This is a genomic window from Ruminococcus flavefaciens ATCC 19208, from assembly GCF_000518765.1.
Taxonomy (GTDB): domain Bacteria; phylum Bacillota; class Clostridia; order Oscillospirales; family Ruminococcaceae; genus Ruminococcus; species Ruminococcus flavefaciens.
The window spans coordinates 116,964-135,277 of the sequence record NZ_KI912490.1 but is presented as its reverse complement, the minus strand read 5'-3'; the positions used below and the strand labels follow the sequence as shown (position 1 = coordinate 135,277).

The following is an 18,314-nucleotide window of genomic DNA, read 5'->3' as shown; positions in this document are numbered from 1 at the left end:
GGCTTGCTCAGAGAGCCACACAAACGCCATATAAACCGCATTACAAGGGGGGTGGTATCCTATGGCTTATAATGCGTTAGCACGGCTTAAAAGGCTAAATAAGCTGCTTATGAAGAAACAGCTTGAAAGTGATAATCGAGTTACTCCAGAGCAGATAGAAGAAGTCAGAAACCTTATAGAAGCTATTATACACGGTGAAGGACCACAAATCACCGAAGAAGAAGCAAGAGAAATATTTGATACCTTACAGAAAAACTGCGGTGATGCTGTATATATGGCTTTGAACGCTACGGCGGCTTTGGACTGGAAGGAATAATCAGCAGAAAGAAGGTGAGCATTTATGGCAAAAAATATCCCTGATGAAGTAATCGTGGCTGAATTGCTTAACTCGGTATCAATCAGAGCAGCAGCAAAGAAGCTCGAACTGCAAGAACGAACCATATATGACAGAATGAAAAAGCCCGAATTCAAGAAGCTGTATGCTGATGCAAGGGCGGACGTAGTATCACAGGCAACAGCACGGCTTCAAAACTTTGCAAATCAGGCTGTAAGCTGTCTGGCTCTTGTTATGTCAAAACAAGAATACGCTCCTCAGGTCCGTATCAATGCAGCTGATGCAATACTCCGATACTGCCTTAAATTCAGTGAAAAGGCTGATATAGCAGACAAACTCGATCAGCTTGAAGCGGCTCTTGATCCTCTTAGTGAGTCACTATATGAAACCATGAAAAAGAGGGCGGCTGAGTTGGAGAGTGATCCTGTACAATGATTAAGCCATTATTTCCAGTATGGCGGCGAGAATTTTTTCTCGATGCGTTAACCAACAAGAAACGGTATATCCCCCGTCCTGCGTGGCGTGAAGAATACTATCTGGCAAAGCTTGCAGGCTTAGATGTACCTGTTCCAAAGGCTGTTACTCTCCGTGAAGCTTATTATGAAACAATGCTCGGTGTCAGGGAGACAGCTCCGAAATATAAGCCCGAATATCCGAAAATATACGCATTTTTGGCAAGGGCGGCAGGGCAAGACATACAGCTCCCGAGAGCTGAAACAAGAGAACAGCGTTACTGGCTGGAATATATCCGGCAGAAAGGACTTTAAAAAAATGAGAGTTGAATTAAAATCATATTTAGAGCGTGTCGATAAACGCTTCACAGAGGAAAGAAAAGCCTATACAGAGCGATTTGAGTTTATCGCAGATACAAACCGAAAGCTTACAGAGCTCGAAAAAAACAAAGCTGATTACTCTCCTGAGGGCTATCAGAAGAAAAAAATTGCTTTGAACGCTGAGAAGAAAAAGGACAGTGATGCACTGGCTGCGATCTGTCAGCGCTTCAATCATTCAGCTGCAAAGCTCCGTGATGCCTGCAAAGATGAGTTCATGCTTGCTTACGGCATTACTCCAAAGGCTATTGATGCGGCAGCACTTGAACTGATAAAATTAGGCGTTCTGTCAGGCGCGGAGCTTCTTGAACTGGCTCAGAGAGATTATAGCAACAACGCGACAATGTTACGAATTATCGGCAACGAGCTCCAGAAGTCAGAAGATGTGGCATTACAGCAGAAGGGGATTGCGTTAGATCTCAGAAGCAAGGACAGCCCACATCTTGCATTATTCGATGAACTTGTGCAGCTCTGCAATGCGTGTATGCGTCCAGAGTATTACGGCGAGGACGGCAGACTTGTTTCTGTTGATGATGCTTATGCGCTCTCAAAAGCGACAGCGAATAATTATGAAGGTGCATACAAGGTTATTCTTGATAAGGCTAAACAGTACAGCACAGAGAGCTCAGATTGACGTATACGGCGTTATATAAAGTATGTAGGTATAATTATACTAATGCGGCGAGGGCGTAAAAAAAACGCCCTTAAGCCACATTAAAAATCAAATTCAGTAAAAATTATAGACACATTCGACAGCGTATTCCTTGCATATTCTGCGAGGGGCGCTAATGGAAGGAGTGAAGATGATTGAACGTTTATAAACTTGAAGCCGCTATCGGCTTAAACACTACGGAGTATCTAAAAGGGCTTAAATCTGCAGGCGAAAGTATGTCTACAATGGGTGACAAGATAAAGGCAGGCGCTGCGGCTATATCAAAGGCAGCTGTTGCGTCCTTCGGTGCCATTGCAGGAGCAGCCACAGCAACAACAGCGGCTGTTCTTAAAGGCGTTGATGCTTATACAACATTTGGAGATAACATTGATAAAATGTCTCAGAAAATGGGACTTTCAGCGCAGGCGTATCAAGAGTGGTCTGCTATCATGGAGCATAGCGGAACTTCAATAGACAGTATGCAGGCAAGCATGAAAACTCTTGCGAGTGCGGCTGAGACTGGCAATGATGCATTTGAAAAGCTTGGACTTACACAAGAAGCAATTGCAAATATGTCACAAGAGCAGTTGTTCTCGGCTACGATCAAGGCATTACAGAACGTAGACAGCGAGACAGAGCGCACATATTTGGCAGGTCAGCTGCTTGGACGTGGAGCAACTGAGCTCGGAGCATTGCTTAATACATCGGCAGAAGAAACCGAAAGAATGAAGCAGCGAGTGCATGAGCTTGGCGGCGTTATGAGTGATGAAGCTGTCAAGGCTTCTGCGAGGTACAAAGACAGCATACAGGACATGAAAACAGCGTTTAAGGGCATGGGCAGAGACTTAATATCAGACTTTGTACCTGCATTAACGACTGTTTCTGACGGTCTTGCAGCTATATTCTCAGGCGATGAAAACGGAGCTAATATATTTGCAAAGGGCTTTGATGCTGCTATCGGTAATATTGGCAAGTCAGCAGCCAAAATAAAGCCAATTGCACGAAAAATAGGCTCTGTTGCTGTCAAGGCACTTCCTGAGATATTAAGCACAGTCGGCAAAGGGCTTGTAAATGCATTACCGAGTATAGCAAGCTCAGTCGGCAACCTTATCGGCAGTATGTTTGATAAGTTCCAGGAAATGGATTTAGGCGCGTTTAACTGGCTCAGAGATGATATATCAGATATAGTTGGCTCGGTTAGGCGTTTATTTGGCAAGATAGATTTTGAAGGATTAAAAACCAAACTGTCGAACGTAGGCGGTGCAATAAGCGGTATATTTGACAGAGTGGGCGATGCTGCAACATGGGTATTTGATAACGCTTTAAGTCCGCTGATAGAATGGGCTACAAATAGCAACTTCCTTGACGGTATAGCGGCAGGCTTTAACCTTATTGGTGATGCTGTTGACTTCCTTAAAACGCCTGCAATAGCTGTATGGGAAGGATTTTTACAGCCTATATTATCAACAACGGCTGATGTATGGGACGTAGCGGCAGGCGGCTTAAAGAAGCTTGCAAACGGCTTAAACGGTATTGATTGGGAAGGCTATTGGATAGATATGTTTGACGGTCATTTCGGTGAGGACTGGAAGCTTGGTTGGCAGTCTATCTATGATGCGTTTGCTCAGGGCGGAGAGGCTATTGATGATTTCTTCTCAGTTAACAAGTATGCACAAGGCTGGAATGAATTCTGGCAGGGTGTTGGTGAGCATGTATTTAATGTTAAGACTGGCATTGTTAATGCTATGAAAGAAATTGAAGATGCTATGGCTCGTATCTTTGGCGATCCTGAGAAGGAAGCAGCCAAAGAGTGGAACGTTGGCGATACAATTACCGATGATAAAGGCAGAGAGTTCCTTATGTATAATGCTGACGGTACAAGAACAGCAGCATATAACGCCTATATCAGACAGCAGGCTGAAAATCAGTTTGAAACATGGAAAAGCTTTGATATTGAGGAATACCGAAAAGCTAACGGAATTCCAGCCTATGCTGAGGGCGGTAGAGTTACTCGCCCAACATTTGCACTTATCGGCGAAAAAGAACCTGAAACGATTATCCCGGATAGCAAGCGCAGCGAGTTTGGCAATATAACCAACATTGAAAAGATCGAAGTCGTTGTAAATGGCGCAGAAAAGAACGGCTCAGAGATAGCAGAAGAGTTCATAGAGCAGCTTTCACGTAAATTTAGCGAGTTATCAGTAAAACAGCAAAGAGCTGTCGGCGGTGTTGGGTGGTAATATATGGGAATATCAATAACAACGCTGTTTGATGATTTCTTCAAATATCAGCCAATAGACTTACAGAATATAGCTGTATGTTTCAAAAAAAATAAATTTGATTTTGTTGACACAACAGCATTTCTTTGTGTTTGCTTCAATGCAGATACACAAGGGATAATGTATGAATTCATAAAGGCTCTGGCTTACAAAATATGCGTTATTAATGGCACTCTGAAAAAAGCAAGGTAAACATACTGCCTAAGGCTCAGAAGCCCGAAAAACGCTTGACAAATCGCTCTGAGAGCATTATAATTATAAAAAAGCTTATTGCTGACATATCAAGAGAGAGCTGCACGGCGTGGGTGCGGCTCTTTTCTTTTGTCCTGATAGAATAACAGTCGCGTTTCACGACGGTAAAACCACTACCCTAATTCAGGGCACAGGTTCAAACAACAGCTTATGGAAAAATTTCCACAAGCTGAAAAAGGAACTTGCAAATAAACATAGAAGTCACAGCGCAATTTTGCGCTACTGAACCAAAGATTGATGAAAAAACCACCGTCATTTCAAATGAGGGTAGGCAAAGGAACTTGCAAAGCCGTGTCATATTCGTGTCTAATTTTATATGACACGAAAATAATGCACAAACGGTAAATAGCCACTTTTCAATTAAGGTATTACCAATATATAAAATAATATCTATCAGGGGTAAAAATAAGCCTGCAATATATCAAAATTTATATTTGATTTTGGGCACATCATGGTATATAATGTAATTAAGGTAATACCAAAAATAAAGACCTTGAAAGGCGGTGAACGATGAATACCAGAGGGAGACCGAAAAAGGGTGATGAAGGTAATAACAAAGTTATTTCCTTCAAGATCTCCGAAAAGCTCAACTCAGAGCTTGACACCTTCTGCAAAGGGCAGAAAAAAACAAAAGGCTCGGTGATACGTTCAGCAATTGAAACGTACATCAAGCCACAAAAGAAATAACGGCAGCTCTCACCGACCAAAGCGAAGCCACCGTTATACACAACAAACCCGAAAAGAGTTGTTAAATCTATTATAACATTTTCTTTCGGGTATGTCAATTACGAAAGGAAGTATTGTTATGATTGAAAAGAAGAACACTCCAATAATGATAGTGCCTGAAGAAATAGTCAGCATCTGTGATCGAGCAGGCACTATTGATAGCATTAATATGGCTCGTTTAATTGAACAGGCATTCATGGAGCTTGAAAGCACAAAAACTTGTCACGATCAGACATGGAATTATTATAGGCTGATATCAACGATCTACGATGCAGGGCGCATACAGGGCATCAGAGAAGAGAGAGCACACCGAAGAGGTGCAACCATAAGTAAAAAGAAGGAACTAACCAGAGAAGAACAAACTCAGCGTATCATGTACCTTTATGACCAGATGAACGATGAAAATAAGCTTAAATTTCAAAGAATTGTATTTGAATGTTGGAAAGAGCAGGGGCAGAGTTATGAGAACAGTAAACTATGAGGATATAAAGGCTGAAATACATTCAAAGGGGCTGACTGTAAAGCTTGTAGCGGCTTATATGCGCATATCTCCTGCAACATTAAGGAAGAAGTTTAACGGAGAAGTCGACTCGGACGATATTCAACACTTGAATGATTGTATCAAAATGGCGCTTATCGATAAGCCCCGAAATCATTGACAAATAGTCAAATACATGGTATAATAAACTTAATTCATAAGCTATATATAACTTGATATGCGAAAAGAGAGAGCAGAAGGTCAGGCTGCTCTCTCTTTTTTATGCGGTTGATCATGGTAGTCAACCGCTTTTTCTTATTTTTGGTATCAAAGCAAAATAGTAACGGCAAATCCACCGTTAAAGAAGAATAGTTTGTTTAATACCACATTGGTGGAGGCGAGGGGAATTGAACCCCTGTCCGAAAGCCCATTCATGCAACTTTCTACGAGCGTATTTTACCTATTATGATTCCCTGAGTCTGCCGCCGATAAACGGGCTGTAGTCACAGGTAGTCCGTATACAACTGACGGACACGGACACTTCCGACAGTCGTTCACCGCTCATCGATGCCCAAGCGAGAGCCGCGGTACTCCCTCGGTGGACAGAAGCTGACTTAAGCAGCTACCAGTTCGCTATTTCTAGAAACTGTAATGTTATTTCTTGCGTTTATATTTAAACGTGGCGCAGGTTATGGAGATCACGCCATTCTCCGCTCGCTTATCACACTTCAAGACCCCCGTCGAAACCTTTACGCCCCCATATGAATGAGGGTACAGGTTGGGGAGCTTTAAGTGCTCCTTTAATATTATACTTTGTTTCTGCTGATTTGTCAACAGTGAATATTGTCACGGATTGTCATTTTTGATTGCAATTTATACACGACTTTGCGGAACGCCGAGTGGCTCCCTGCTGTGCAGGGAAATGTCCGCAGGACAGAGGGGACGTGCAGCTGTTAGCTGCCGCATTCCCTACAAAAGTGATTTGTCAACAGCAAACGGTGTCGTTATTTGTTACAGCAGGGTAATTTCCTGCTTGTTCGCGTCAACATGAGCCATAGCATCATAGGGCAGTACAGTTCTCGGAGCCGAGTGACCGAAGTTAACATTATACAGTATGGGCAGCTCTGCATTATTTACAGCTTCGCGCCATACAACCTTGTATTCCTCGTAGTATTTCTCGTTCATTGGCTTGCCTATGATGATACCGTTTATATTCTCAAAAACTCCCTCATTTTTCAGTGCGTTGAGGTATTCTCCCAACATTTTGGGAGTTGGCATTACTTCGCTTGTTTCGGCAAAGAGTATCTTTCCGCGCCATTCCTCGGCAGTGGGGAAGATATTGTATTTTCTTGTTATTTCGATCTGGTTTATGAAGTCCTCTCTGAGCTGCGGACATTTCTCGAATTCATCTGAGAGCATATCGCCGAACCTGTCAATATTTCCTGCCATGAGCATCTCGCCCATACTGTCGATGCAGCCGCCGAGAAGCTCGCCCCCGAATACGGGACTGCCCTGTAAAAGCTCATAGCCGTGCTCCTCCCTGTGGGATACGGGAGCAGTACCAACGGCAGCAGATGAGAAGTCAGTCCTCTCCTCATACCACAGATCCGAGGGAGTTATCTTCCTGCCGTGATATGGTGCAAAACAGCTCTCGAACTGAGCCTTTGAGTATGGGAGCATATCTCCCGAAAGCTCTGCCAAGTCGCACATTAAAGCCTGACCGTAAAAGGTTTGCAAGCCCAGCCTGTGAAGCATGAAGTGATTATTTGTAGTGTCGGAAAAACCAAGGAAGAACTTAGGATGCTGCCGAACCGCGTTTATGAATTCCTCATCTTCCATGAGATAGGGGAAGGTGCGGAATGTCTCGATACCGCCGATAGCACAGATGATGCCATTTATTGAGTCATCGAGGAAAGCTGCTTTAAGGTCTGCGGCACGGGCTTCGGGGTGCTTCATTATGAAGTCTGTACCCATAAGAGCGTGTTCTGTAAAAACAGGTTCGAGACCGAATTCACGGAGCATTTTGACTCCCAGTTTCTTTTCGTGAGCGCAGTAAGGCTCACCGAGTATACCGCTCGAAAGACTTATAACAGCGACCTTATCGCCTTTTTTCAGAGGCTGTGTAAAAATCATATGAAAGCTCCTTCGTTAGCAGAAAATACTGATAGATCTTATGTTGTTGCCGTTAAATCCGAATACTATCTGTTTGTTTTCATTTTCACCGTAAATAAATGATTCTTCTGTTCGATCATTCGGTTCGCCGAAGGCTTGAATAATGTCATCTTTACTTGATCCGTAGCCAATACCGCAAATAGTAAAATCAGTATTTGGGACATCATTATCTATGAACAAGCCGCGTACATCATTATCCTTTGTCAGATCGATAAAACCTATATTTTTATCTTTATAGTACAGTGTATATGTTGACATATCATAGCTCTCATATTTTATAGGGTTAACTGCGGTGTAATCATCACTGAAACTGTCAAATGATGAAGGAAAAGATACTTTTTCATTGTATAGGATAACATTATCCAGCATTTTCAGAACAATATCCTGTGTACCGGAAGAAGTTGTCACTATTGTTTCAGATGTAGTATCAATAATGCTGTCATTGCCGGACGGTTTTACATCATGTCCGCAGCCGGCTAATATCGTGATCGTTATAAGAAATGCCGGAAGAATACGTTTTTTCATAAAACTCCTATTGATTGCGTGCTTTCATATTGCGGTCGATCTCGCGGTTAGCATCGCGCTTTGCGATATCGGCACGTTTGTCGTAGAGCTTTTTACCTTTGCAAAGTCCCACCTGCATTTTCACTCTTGAGTCCTTGAAATAAAGGCTCAGAGGGATAAGCGACAGGCCTTCCTGTTTGAGAGTACCGTAGAGTTTATTTATCTCGCGCTTATGCATGAGGAGCTTTCTCACTCTCATGGGATCGCGGTTAAAGATGTTGCCTTTCTCATATGGAGATATGTGCATACCGCGGACGAAAAGCTCGCCCTTGTCGATAGAGCACCACGAGTCTTTAAGGTTAACGCCGCCCTGACGGATAGACTTTACCTCAGTACCTACAAGCTCAATGCCTGCTTCGTAGGATTCGAGTACAAAATAATCGTGACGGGCTTTGCGGTTTTCAGCAATGGTTTTAGTGCCTTTTGAGCGCATTTTATCATCTCCTGTTCATGTTAAAATTATACACTATGCCGCATAAATTGTCAACTGTCTGCCGCGGCATAAGATAAAGAAATATATTGCATTTCCGTGAAAAATGTGGTATAATAGTTGTACAGATCAATGGGGCGGTCTGAATGATATAGTAAACGAAAGGGGCAGTACTATGAGAAGAGGTTATGGAAGAGGCTACGGATTGTTTGATCTCCTTTTTGACGGAGTGAATGCAGCTGCAAGATACATAGCTGACGAAAGGCGTGAAGCCCGCGGCGAGGCGCAGCAGAATACCGAATATCTGGGAGATATAAGCGGCAGCGGCGGACTTGAGTTTGCAGAGCTGCTTCGTGCGGACATGGAACGTGAAAAGGAAATGCGTGAAAGTACCGAAAGACAGCAGCGGGAGAAATACAATTTCAGCGACAGAAGTGCTGCAATGGACGATCTTTTCATTGGAAGCGGCGGCAGTAAAGATAAGGGCGGCGGCAATAACAACGGCGGCTTCGGTAACGGAGAATACTAATAAATACATGAGAGCAGACGATTTGTCTGCTCTTTTTTTATGCACAGATTTATGACGTACATACAAATATGTCAAAATAATGATGATTTTAATAAAATTCAAACATTAATCGTGATATATTACAATAATTGATGTGTTTTGTCCACCTAATATGTATTATTTGGGTTGCGGATTTTGTTACAAAGTGATAAGATTAGTATGAACAATGCTATAAAAATCGTCAAATGTTATATATAGGCAATATAACGCACCGACGACCATAGAGATAGTATTTCGGAAACGTTAATCAGGGGAAATTAAATAAGGAGGAATTAAAAATGAGACATTTTAATCCGAAGAAGGCTGCATTATCAGTGATACTCGCAGCGTCTATTGTTGCGCCCACAGTTACCTCATCTGTAAGTATGATGGCTACTGCGGCTGCTACAGTATCAAACCCTATCATCTGGGCAGATGTTCCCGATGATGATATCATCAGAGTAGGGGATACATATTATATGGTAAGTACTACCATGTTCTTCAGCCCCGTTGCTCCAATAATGAAATCAAAAGACCTCGCCAACTGGGAGATATGCAACTATGTATGCACTACCTACGCTAACGGCGATGTTCAGAACCTTACAAACGGCAAGAACGACTATGCTCACGGACAGTGGGCAACGAGCCTTCGCTACAACGAGAAGACTAAAAAGTTTTATGCTTTCTTCGGCAGCTATGGTTCAAACAAGTCATATATCTGCTCTACTGACGATATCGAGCACGGTGAGTGGTCGAGAGTAGAGCTTAACGGTATGTACCACGATGCATCTATCCTCTTTGATAGTGACGGAAGAAACTATCTCGTATACGGTGCAGGCGGTACCTGTAACATCAAGGAGTTTAACTCCGATATGACAGGCTGGAAGTCGGGCGGACTTGAAAAGCAGCTTTTCAAGACAAACTTCAACAACCTTGCAGGTGAGGGCTGGCACATACACAAGATAAACGGCTACTATTATATACTCGGTATCGCATGGCCGTCAGGTCATGGCAGACTTGAATTCTGCTACCGTTCAAAGAGCCTCACAGGCAGCTGGGAGAACAAGACCCTTCTCGATTCGAGCTTAGGCTCATACGGTGCAGGCGTTGCACAGGGCGGTATCGTTGATACTCCCGACGGAAAATGGTACGGACTTATGTTCCAGGATCACGGCTCTGTAGGTCGTATACCTGTACTTGTACCTGTAACATGGCAGAACGACTGGCCGATGATGGGCGTTAACGGAAAAGCTCCAATCACTATTGACCTCGGCACAAGCAAGGGCACAGACCTTGCAGGCGATGACAGCTTTGACTACTCCACAAACGATCTCGCTCTCGAATGGCAGTGGAACCATAATCCAGACAACAGCGCATGGTCTGTTACAGAGCGTGAGGGCTGGCTCCGTCTGAAGAACAAGACTATTGCTTCACATCTTCTCAACGCAAGAAATACTCTTACTATGCGTACAGAGGGTCCTGCATGCAGCAGCTACATAAAACTTGATGCATCACATATGAAGGCAGGCGACTATGCAGGTCTTTCAGCATTCCAGCTCAAGTACGGCTGTATCGGTGTCTATGTTACAGACAGCGGTCAGAAGAAAGTATATATGTCAATAAACAACGGCAATGAAGTCGGAAACAGCTCCAACAAGATAGTAGCAGAGCAGAATATGAACGGCGATGAGATATACCTCAAGGTTGACTTCAAATTCGCAACTGTAAATTCCGACGGAAGCTCGTCAAACAATATAGACAAGGCTAACTTCTACTATTCATACGACGGTCAGAACTGGACTAAGCTCGGTCAGGAACTGTCTATGAGCTATGATCTCAAGCTCTTTACAGGCTACCGCAGCGGTATCTACAGCTATCCTACAAAGTCAACAGGCGGCTATGCAGATATCGACTTTTTCGAGTATGACCGTACAACATGGAACGGCTGCAACGGCAGCAAGGTGCTCAGCGGCAATCCTGTTGTTATTGAGCCTGATGAGAACGGTTATTACTTCCACAATACATTTGATACAGGTGCTGATTCATGGACAGGCAGAGGCTCTGCAAAGGTAGCAAATGATACATCAGAGCATTATGCAGGTTCTGGCTCTATTGCCTGCACAGGCAGAGAAGCAAGCTGGAATGGCGCTGTACGTACACTTTCCTCATCTGTATTCAAGGCGGGTCAGGAATACAGCTTCAGCACAGTTGTAAAATATACTGAAGGTCCTGCTTCACAGAAATTCTATCTTACTCTCCAGTACAATGACGGTACTGAGGTACAGTATGACAAGATAGCTATCGTTGATGCTGTACCAAAGGGTGAGTGGGTACAGCTTGCAAATACCAATTACAAGATACCTGAGGGCGCTTCTGATCTCCAGATGTATGTTGAGACAGATACAGACGAGTACAGCTTCTATGTTGATGAGGCTATCGGTGCGCAGGCAGGCGTAAAGGTGGACGGTCCTCAGGCAGTTATCACCACAACTACTACAGCACCTCCTGTTGTTACAACTACAACAGCTCCCGTACCCGTACAGGATCTCAAGGATATACTTAATGCAAAGGTATCAAAGTGGGGCGACGCAAACGGTGACAGCGGTGTAGATATGGGCGACGTTGTTCTTATCATGCAGTCTCTTGCAAATCCGAACAAGTACGCTCTTACAGAGCCGGGTATCTTCAATGCGGACGTAAGCGAAGCAGGCGGCGGAATCACCGCAAACGATGCTCTTGCTATACAGAAGTACCTCTTAGGTTCGATCAGTCAGTTCCCTGAGAGCTATGCTGACAATATCAAGACAGTTTCCGCACCTGCTACAACTACTACAACAACTACGACTACAACGACTACTACAACTACAACAACGACAGTGCCTAAGTCAAACTTCAACTATAATCCTAATCTCCAGTACCGTGCAAATGACCAGTACCTGAACCAGTGCTCACAGGCTGGTAAGATCGTCAAGGAAAACTATACAGGCATCAACGGAAACAAGTCAATGAATGTATACCTTCCATACGGCTATGACGAAAGCAAGAAGTACAACGTGTTCTATCTCATGCACGGCGGCGGAGAGAACGAGAATACAATATTCAGCAACGATGTCAAGATGCAGAATATCCTCGACAATATGATAAAGAACGGTGAGCTCGAACCAATGATCGTTGTAACTCCTACGTTCAACGGCTGTCCTTCAAATGACGGAAATATGGGCGCAGGCACAGTGTGGAACGAAATGCGTCAGAGCATTATTCCATATGTTGAAGGCAAGTATTCAACATACGCTGAGAAGAATACCTCACTCGACAACCTCAAGGCTACAAGATATCACCGTGCATACGGCGGATTCTCAATGGGCGGCGGTTCTACATGGAATATGCTCATAAACAACCTTGATATCTGTGCATACTATATGCCGCTGTCAGGTCACTGCTGGGGCGGTGTACAGGGCGTTCAGAACGCTATTGACAAGTCAGGCTTCAGCCAGAGAGAGTACTTCGTACTTGCTGCTACAGGCGACAAGGATCTTGCATACAACAATATGCTTGGACTTATCAATCCTCTCAAGCAGGATACAAAGCGCTTCACCTACACATCTGACTTCTCAAAGGGCAACTTCTACTTCCTCGTTGCAAGCAGTAACGACGGTATCGAAAAGACTCACTGGTGGGGCTATGTAAGATGGTACATCTATGATGCACTTCCTTACTTCTTCCACGAGGGACAGTAAATAATACGCGTATATCCGCTCCTTTTCAAAGGGCGGATATGGCGGCGATAATATGACCGTGCACACATTACAGCTTTGTTAGTGCATAATTCAAAGCCTGATTCTATTCATTCGATACAACAATTTCCTCAGAAAAAGAAACACCGCAGCTTCTGCCCTCGAAGCGGCGGCGTTTCGCTATGTATTCAAATGTCGTCAACGATATTGTTTATCCATATATTGCTGCGCACCATGAAATAACCGATGAAAACCTTGACTATCTCTGACAGGGTAACTACAGCAAATACGATGCGTATGTCAAATGAAGTAAAATAAGAAAGAACTGCGGCGAGGGGGATCATAAGGAACCATGTGAAGCCAAAGTCGAAAAGGAAGGTGATACCTGTTTTTCCGCCGCTTCTCAGAGTGAAGTAGCAGGCGTTCGTGTAACCCCACATGGGCATTGTAAGTGCCTGTATGATTATCATGTATGAGGCAAGTGAACGCACGGAAGCCTCAGTATTGTACAGCTTGGGGAAAAGTCCTGCAAGCGGCATCATACATACGGCAACAACAGCGGCTGCGGCAACTGCAAAGAAAAGCAGCTTGTTGTCAAGGTCACGGGCTTCCTTCAGCTTGTTCGCACCGAGCTTTGCTCCCACGAGTATAGCGATACAAGCACCCATTTGCAGATATACAGAGCTGAAAAGATTAGTCATGGTGCTTGATATATTTCTTGCGGCTACGACCTCGGTGCTGCGGACGGAATAGCACTGTGCAACTACAGACATTCCCAGCGACCAGAGAAACTCGTTTATGAATAATGGAGTGCCTCGTTTGATTATATCTGCGGTAAGTCGGCGCGGTATGCGGAAGCCGCGGAAAGCTCCCACGATGTATTTATTGCGCTGAGGGTGAGTGTGTGCCCAGATTACCACTACAAGGGCTTCCACTGTTTTAGCGATAACAGTCGCTATTGCTGCACCCTTTACGCCCATTGTAGGCATACCAAGCTTGCCGAAGATGAGACCGTAGTCAAGCAGTACATTTATACCTACGGCGGACATAGCTCCCACCATAGGGACACGTGTTTCTCCGCACTCGCGGACTATACTTGAATAAGCCTGACCGATGGCAAATGGGATAAGGCTGAATACCATTATTCTCAGATAATCCATACCGTATCCCAGTATCTCCTCAGCCTGCTGAGGTGCGCTCTCCTTGCTGATGAACAGCTTTATCAGGGGCGAGCCGAAAATCTCGAATACAGCTGCTGCGGCAATTATGATAGCAGTGCAAATTAGGAGTCTGAAACGGAAGGTATATTTCTGACCCTCATGGTCGCTCTTTCCGAAAAACTGCGCTCCGAATATGCTTGGACCTGCAACTGCTCCGAATACGGTAACGTTGAAAACGAATATGAACTGGTTGACTATGGATACACCGCTCATAGGCTCTGTACCCATACTGCCTACCATGATATTGTCTATGAGACTTACGAAGTTGGTGACAAGATTTTGCAGTATCATGGGAATTACCATGCTGAGAACTATCTTGTAGAACGTTCTGTCACCAATGAATTTCTTTCTGAATTGCGAAAACATAATTACCTCCTGCTGAATAGCAAATATTATATCATAAGGAGGCTGAAAAATCAAGGGGGAGATATATTACCAAAAAAGAAATAATAGTTGTATTATTATGCGGTATGTTGTATTATAATTAAGATGTTAGATATAAATATAGCTATCATGCACAAAACAGGTGAAGTGATAGTATAGAATGGGATATTAAAATTTAATAAGGAGGAATACTATGATCCTGAAACGAATGTCAGCAGTCGCTGTCAGTCTGGCAGCAGTCATGTCAGCCGTTAATGTGGGCGGTTTATCGGTTGCTTCAAAAGCCGCAGGTATGCAGGCAGTATTTTTTGTTTCACCTGATGGAAGCGACAGCGGAGACGGTACTATCGAAGCACCTTTTGCCACACTTGAAAAGGCAAGGGACGAGGTGCGCAAGATCAACGGTGATATGACAGGAGATATCGTTGTGTATCTCCGCGGCGGTGATTACCGTCTTACACAGCCTGTTGAATTTGATACCCGTGATTCGGGTACAGGCGGATTTACTGTAAGATATGAGGCGTATGACAAGGAAGTCCCTGTTATCAACGGTGCTCAGCAGGTAACAGGCTGGACTAAGTACAACGATAAGCTCTGGTCGGCACCTCTTGACAGAGACATCAAGCTGAGAAACCTTTATGTCAACGATAAACGTGCTAATATGGGCAGTGTGCAGGTGCAGGCAAAGGGCGGCTACGGAGATTACTACGTTACTGCAGGTCAGGCTGACTGGGCGTGGAACTCAGGCAAGAAGAGTGACGGCATCGTTTACGACGCAGGCTCTATGCCGCGTATCACTTCAAACTTTGATGATCTTGAGGTAGTGAACGGTACTACATGGAACGAGAATATCGTCTGCTCACGTGATATCAAGTACGACGGCGGAAGCATGATACTTCTCATGCAGCAGCCATACGGTGCTATAGCTCAGACTCCGGGCTGGGGAGCAGGCTTCTCCACAGGCGGCACTCATACCATATACAATGCCTTTTCGTTCGTTGACAGCGAGGGCGAGTTCTTCTTTGACAAGACTCAGAAGGTTCTGTACTATTATCCGCGCAGCGGTGAGGATATGACAAGTGCGGACGTTGAAGCTCCTGTTGCTGACGGACTTATCAAGATAGCAGGAAAGTCCACAAGTGACCGTGTACAGAATATAAGCTTCAGCGGCATAACCTTTGCAAATACGGACTATCAGCTCACAGAGGTTGCAGGCTCACACGGTAAGACTACCTGTCAGGCAGCTCAGAGCTATACTGCTTTTGCTGATTCAAACTGGCATTCAAAGAAGTATGAAATGGTCGATACTCTCCCTGCTGCTATACATATTACCAACAGCGACAACATCAGGCTTACAGGCAATGTTGTAAAGCATACGGGTGCAGATGGTATCTCAATGACCAATGATGTTATCAATTCCGAGGTAAGCGGAAACTTCATTACAGATATCACTTCCAGCGGTATCACAGTTGGTCACCCACAGCATATCTATATAGGTGATGCTGCATGGAACAATCATGAGAAGTTCCCGAAGGAGGTCGAGGGAATATGCAAGAACGACCTCATAACTCAGAATTTACTTTACGATATAAGCGTAGTACACGGCTTCGGCGGCTGTGCAGCTATTACGGCTTACTTCGTTGAGTCTGTGAAGATACTCAGCAATACTATCGAAAAGACGGCATACAACGGCATACATCTTGGCTGGGGCTGGTGCAACTTCAAGGACAGCACAACCTGCCACGATAATATGATATGCTATAACAGAGTCATCAATTCGCTGAACAGACTCCATGACAGCGGCGGTATCTATACTATCGGTCAGATGCCGGGAACTGTTATCAACGAGAACTACATACAGGGCATACCCGCAGGCGGTCCCGGAGCTCCTACCTACGGACTCCATAACGATGAGGGTACTACCTACATCGAGGAGAATGACAACGTTCTCGAAATAAGTCCTAACGTAACTTATACTATTAACTGTGAGGAGTACGGCGACAAGCACCACCTCACAATAAAGCGCACTTATGCTACAGTAAACAAAATGGGTAAGAACCCACCGTACAGCGACATTGATACTCCTATAGTGGTATCTGACAACGTATGGCCTTTTGCTCAGTACAAGGTGTGTGTAAATTCGGGTATATCCGACGAATACCGCAGCCTTATGCCTTCATGGCTGAAATCCGCAGCTGATTATGCTTTCCCTGCAAGCTGTGCAACTACAGGCGGCAGCAAGCTCCCTGTGAGAAAGGTGGACGGCAATGTTTGGATAGCTCCCGACGGCACAACAAGCTTCAAGGCAGGAGCTGATATGACAAGAGCAGGCGGCAGTACAGGCAGCATAAGAACTCCTTCAGAGGAAGGCGAGTACCGTATCTACGTGCTTGACAGAGAAGGAAAGGTGCTCAGCAAGTCCAGCCATATTCTCCGTATAAAGGGAATGGGCAGCAGCGAAAGCAATGTTATCGAAGCTGAGAATTACGATTACAAGTCAGGCATAGACATCGAGAGCTGCTCAGAGGGCGGAAGCGACGTAGGCTATATCGAGGACGGCGACTACATAGGCTTCAAGGATATAGACCTTACAGGTGCGGATAAGATCGACTTCCGTGTAGCTTCAAACGGCTCGGACGCTGTTCTGGAAGTACGTCTTGACTCTCCCGACGGAAAGATCATCGGAAGCACTGAAGTAACAAACACAGGCGGCTGGCAGGAATGGGTGACAAAGACCTGTAACATCGAAGCCACAAGCGGCAAGCATGACGTATATCTTGTATTCACAGGCGGAGAGAGCTATCTTTTCAATATCAACTGGTGGAAGCCTAACACTCCTGCTGAGGAATACATACCCGGCGACCTTAACGGTGACGGCATCGTTGATGTTTTCGACCTTTGCAGTATGCGAAATGCAGCTGTAGACGGCGATACAGAAAGGTTCGAGGCAGCAGATATCAACGGCGATAGTGTGATCAACGAGGACGACCTTGTTCTGCTGAAAAAGTTCTTATCAGGTGAGATAATGGCATTTGTCTGATAATGGTATAAAAGTGAAGTCCGAAGGCAGTCTTGATGACTGCTTTCGGACTTTTCTTATCTGTATTCAACGACCTCATCAAAGCTTTTGCGCGGTCTTGGGTATGGAGCTTCATCTGCGTAGCCGAGAGCAACTGCGCCTATCAGCTGTGCAGTAGTTCCGATATAGCTCACAAGCTCGTTGTACGCAAAAGAGGTATTGGCTATCCATAGTGTACCGAGTCCCAGTTCTGTAGCTTTCAGGAGCATATTTTCTATAGCTGCACCGATTGACAGGCTGTCACATATCTCGGTGATACGTGCAAAATGGTCTATATCCGTAAACGGAGAGCTGCCGTTGGTATTCAGGACAATTATTACCGTCGGAGCTTCCTTCATTATTTTCAGTGTGTTGAAAGCGTCTGACAGCATATATTCCGAGTTTGGCATATGCGCAAGCTCTTCCTTTGTTTTTGTGAGTCCCTTTTCCATTGCGGTAAGAAGTTCATTTTTTGAGCTGCCGCTGTAAACGATGAACTTCCACGGCTGTCTGTTCTTGGCTGACGGTGCAAGTATTGCAGCACTGAGTATTTCGTCTGTAAGCTTTTTGTCAACGGGACGTGAGCTGTATTTTCTGATGCTTCTTCTGTCTTTTATCTGATCCATTATTACATCTCCCGAAAAGTTTTATTTG

At 44.6% G+C, this 18,314-nt stretch carries 17 protein-coding genes and 1 other RNA gene; 12 read left to right on the top strand and 6 right to left on the bottom strand.

Annotation, left to right across the window (positions count from 1 at the left end):
• Positions 1-61: 61 nt before the first annotated feature.
• From L870_RS0110800 to L870_RS0110760, 9 genes are all read left to right on the top strand, one after another.
• The gene (locus L870_RS0110800) at positions 62-316 is read left to right on the top strand and encodes a hypothetical protein (protein WP_028518161.1); all 255 of its coding nucleotides are present in this window, start codon (positions 62-64) and stop codon (positions 314-316) included.
• Between the two features lie 24 nt (positions 317-340).
• Entirely contained in the window at positions 341-769 is a 429-nt protein-coding gene (locus tag L870_RS0110795) for a hypothetical protein (protein WP_028518160.1), read from the top strand.
• Positions 766-1,101: a hypothetical protein gene (locus L870_RS0110790; protein WP_028518159.1), complete on the top strand. Its 336-nt coding sequence runs from the start codon at positions 766-768 to the stop codon at positions 1,099-1,101. The genes L870_RS0110795 and L870_RS0110790 overlap by 4 nt, the downstream gene beginning before the upstream one ends.
• Before the next feature lie 4 nt (positions 1,102-1,105).
• The gene (locus L870_RS0110785; RefSeq protein ID WP_028518158.1) at positions 1,106-1,798 is read left to right on the top strand and encodes a hypothetical protein; all 693 of its coding nucleotides are present in this window, start codon (positions 1,106-1,108) and stop codon (positions 1,796-1,798) included.
• Between the two features lie 173 nt (positions 1,799-1,971).
• Positions 1,972-4,056 carry a phage tail protein gene (locus L870_RS0110780; protein ID WP_028518157.1) on the top strand — a complete coding sequence of 695 codons (2,085 nt, stop codon included), beginning with the start codon at positions 1,972-1,974 and terminating at the stop codon, positions 4,054-4,056.
• A gap of 3 nt (positions 4,057-4,059) precedes the next feature.
• Complete coding sequence (locus L870_RS0110775) at positions 4,060-4,287, top strand: hypothetical protein (RefSeq protein ID WP_028518156.1); 228 nt, start codon at positions 4,060-4,062, stop codon at positions 4,285-4,287.
• A gap of 570 nt (positions 4,288-4,857) precedes the next feature.
• Positions 4,858-5,034, top strand: a complete 177-nt coding sequence (locus L870_RS19335; protein ID WP_155250188.1) for a hypothetical protein — start codon at positions 4,858-4,860, stop codon at positions 5,032-5,034.
• 118 nt (positions 5,035-5,152) lie between these two features.
• Entirely contained in the window at positions 5,153-5,554 is a 402-nt protein-coding gene (locus L870_RS0110765) for a hypothetical protein (RefSeq protein WP_028518155.1), read from the top strand.
• Positions 5,535-5,732 (top strand): hypothetical protein, encoded by a 198-nt coding sequence (locus L870_RS0110760; protein ID WP_028518154.1) that lies wholly within the window; start codon positions 5,535-5,537, stop codon positions 5,730-5,732. Before L870_RS0110765 ends, L870_RS0110760 begins: the two co-directional genes overlap by 20 nt.
• 208 nt (positions 5,733-5,940) lie before the next feature.
• Here the strand turns inward: L870_RS0110760 and ssrA are convergent.
• The 4 genes from ssrA to smpB all read right to left on the bottom strand — a co-directional run bounded on the left by ssrA (position 5,941) and on the right by smpB (position 8,720).
• Positions 5,941-6,310: a transfer-messenger RNA gene (gene ssrA / locus L870_RS19015) on the bottom strand.
• A 252-nt stretch (positions 6,311-6,562) separates the two neighbouring features.
• Positions 6,563-7,684: a S66 family peptidase gene (locus L870_RS0110755; RefSeq protein ID WP_028518153.1), complete on the bottom strand. Its 1,122-nt coding sequence runs from the start codon at positions 7,682-7,684 to the stop codon at positions 6,563-6,565.
• A gap of 15 nt (positions 7,685-7,699) precedes the next feature.
• Complete coding sequence (locus L870_RS0110750) at positions 7,700-8,248, bottom strand: hypothetical protein (protein ID WP_028518152.1); 549 nt, start codon at positions 8,246-8,248, stop codon at positions 7,700-7,702.
• A 7-nt stretch (positions 8,249-8,255) separates the two neighbouring features.
• Complete coding sequence (gene smpB, locus L870_RS0110745; protein ID WP_028518151.1) at positions 8,256-8,720, bottom strand: SsrA-binding protein SmpB; 465 nt, start codon at positions 8,718-8,720, stop codon at positions 8,256-8,258.
• Positions 8,721-8,892: 172 nt separating this feature from the next.
• Between smpB and L870_RS0110740 the strand changes: the two genes are divergently transcribed.
• Together L870_RS0110740 and L870_RS19885 are read left to right on the top strand one after the other, a co-directional pair.
• On the top strand, positions 8,893-9,246 hold the full coding sequence (locus L870_RS0110740) for a hypothetical protein (protein WP_028518150.1): 354 nt from the start codon (positions 8,893-8,895) through the stop codon (positions 9,244-9,246).
• 317 nt (positions 9,247-9,563) lie between these two features.
• Positions 9,564-13,001, top strand: coding sequence for a beta-xylosidase family glycoside hydrolase (locus tag L870_RS19885; RefSeq protein ID WP_051411512.1), 3,438 nt, complete (start codon positions 9,564-9,566; stop codon positions 12,999-13,001).
• Positions 13,002-13,186: 185 nt separating this feature from the next.
• Here L870_RS19885 and L870_RS0110730 read toward each other — a convergent pair whose 3' ends face one another.
• Complete coding sequence (locus L870_RS0110730; protein ID WP_028518149.1) at positions 13,187-14,584, bottom strand: MATE family efflux transporter; 1,398 nt, start codon at positions 14,582-14,584, stop codon at positions 13,187-13,189.
• Positions 14,585-14,795: 211 nt separating this feature from the next.
• Between L870_RS0110730 and L870_RS0110725 the strand changes: the two genes are divergently transcribed.
• Complete coding sequence (locus L870_RS0110725) at positions 14,796-17,642, top strand: carbohydrate-binding protein (protein WP_028518148.1); 2,847 nt, start codon at positions 14,796-14,798, stop codon at positions 17,640-17,642.
• Positions 17,643-17,698: 56 nt separating this feature from the next.
• Here the strand turns inward: L870_RS0110725 and L870_RS0110720 are convergent, their stop codons facing one another.
• Positions 17,699-18,286 (bottom strand): nitroreductase family protein, encoded by a 588-nt coding sequence (locus tag L870_RS0110720; protein ID WP_028518147.1) that lies wholly within the window; start codon positions 18,284-18,286, stop codon positions 17,699-17,701.
• Positions 18,287-18,314: the final 28 nt, after the last annotated feature.

Bases quoted from the DNA above. Each gene is read 5' to 3' on its own strand.
- L870_RS0110800 (WP_028518161.1), top strand. From the start codon at position 62: ATGGCTTATAATGCGTTAGCACGGCTTAAAAGGCTAAATAAGCTGCTT.
- L870_RS0110795 (WP_028518160.1), top strand. From the start codon at position 341: ATGGCAAAAAATATCCCTGATGAAGTAATCGTGGCTGAATTGCTTAAC.
- L870_RS0110790 (WP_028518159.1), top strand. From the start codon at position 766: ATGATTAAGCCATTATTTCCAGTATGGCGGCGAGAATTTTTTCTCGAT.
- L870_RS0110785 (WP_028518158.1), top strand. From the start codon at position 1,106: ATGAGAGTTGAATTAAAATCATATTTAGAGCGTGTCGATAAACGCTTC.
- L870_RS0110775 (WP_028518156.1), top strand. From the start codon at position 4,060: ATGGGAATATCAATAACAACGCTGTTTGATGATTTCTTCAAATATCAG.
- L870_RS19335 (WP_155250188.1), top strand. From the start codon at position 4,858: ATGAATACCAGAGGGAGACCGAAAAAGGGTGATGAAGGTAATAACAAA.
- L870_RS0110765 (WP_028518155.1), top strand. From the start codon at position 5,153: ATGATTGAAAAGAAGAACACTCCAATAATGATAGTGCCTGAAGAAATA.
- L870_RS0110760 (WP_028518154.1), top strand. From the start codon at position 5,535: ATGAGAACAGTAAACTATGAGGATATAAAGGCTGAAATACATTCAAAG.
- L870_RS0110755 (WP_028518153.1), bottom strand. From the start codon at position 7,684: ATGATTTTTACACAGCCTCTGAAAAAAGGCGATAAGGTCGCTGTTATA.
- L870_RS0110750 (WP_028518152.1), bottom strand. From the start codon at position 8,248: ATGAAAAAACGTATTCTTCCGGCATTTCTTATAACGATCACGATATTA.
- smpB (WP_028518151.1), bottom strand. From the start codon at position 8,720: ATGCGCTCAAAAGGCACTAAAACCATTGCTGAAAACCGCAAAGCCCGT.
- L870_RS0110740 (WP_028518150.1), top strand. From the start codon at position 8,893: ATGAGAAGAGGTTATGGAAGAGGCTACGGATTGTTTGATCTCCTTTTT.
- L870_RS19885 (WP_051411512.1), top strand. From the start codon at position 9,564: ATGAGACATTTTAATCCGAAGAAGGCTGCATTATCAGTGATACTCGCA.
- L870_RS0110730 (WP_028518149.1), bottom strand. From the start codon at position 14,584: ATGTTTTCGCAATTCAGAAAGAAATTCATTGGTGACAGAACGTTCTAC.
- L870_RS0110725 (WP_028518148.1), top strand. From the start codon at position 14,796: ATGATCCTGAAACGAATGTCAGCAGTCGCTGTCAGTCTGGCAGCAGTC.
- L870_RS0110720 (WP_028518147.1), bottom strand. From the start codon at position 18,286: ATGGATCAGATAAAAGACAGAAGAAGCATCAGAAAATACAGCTCACGT.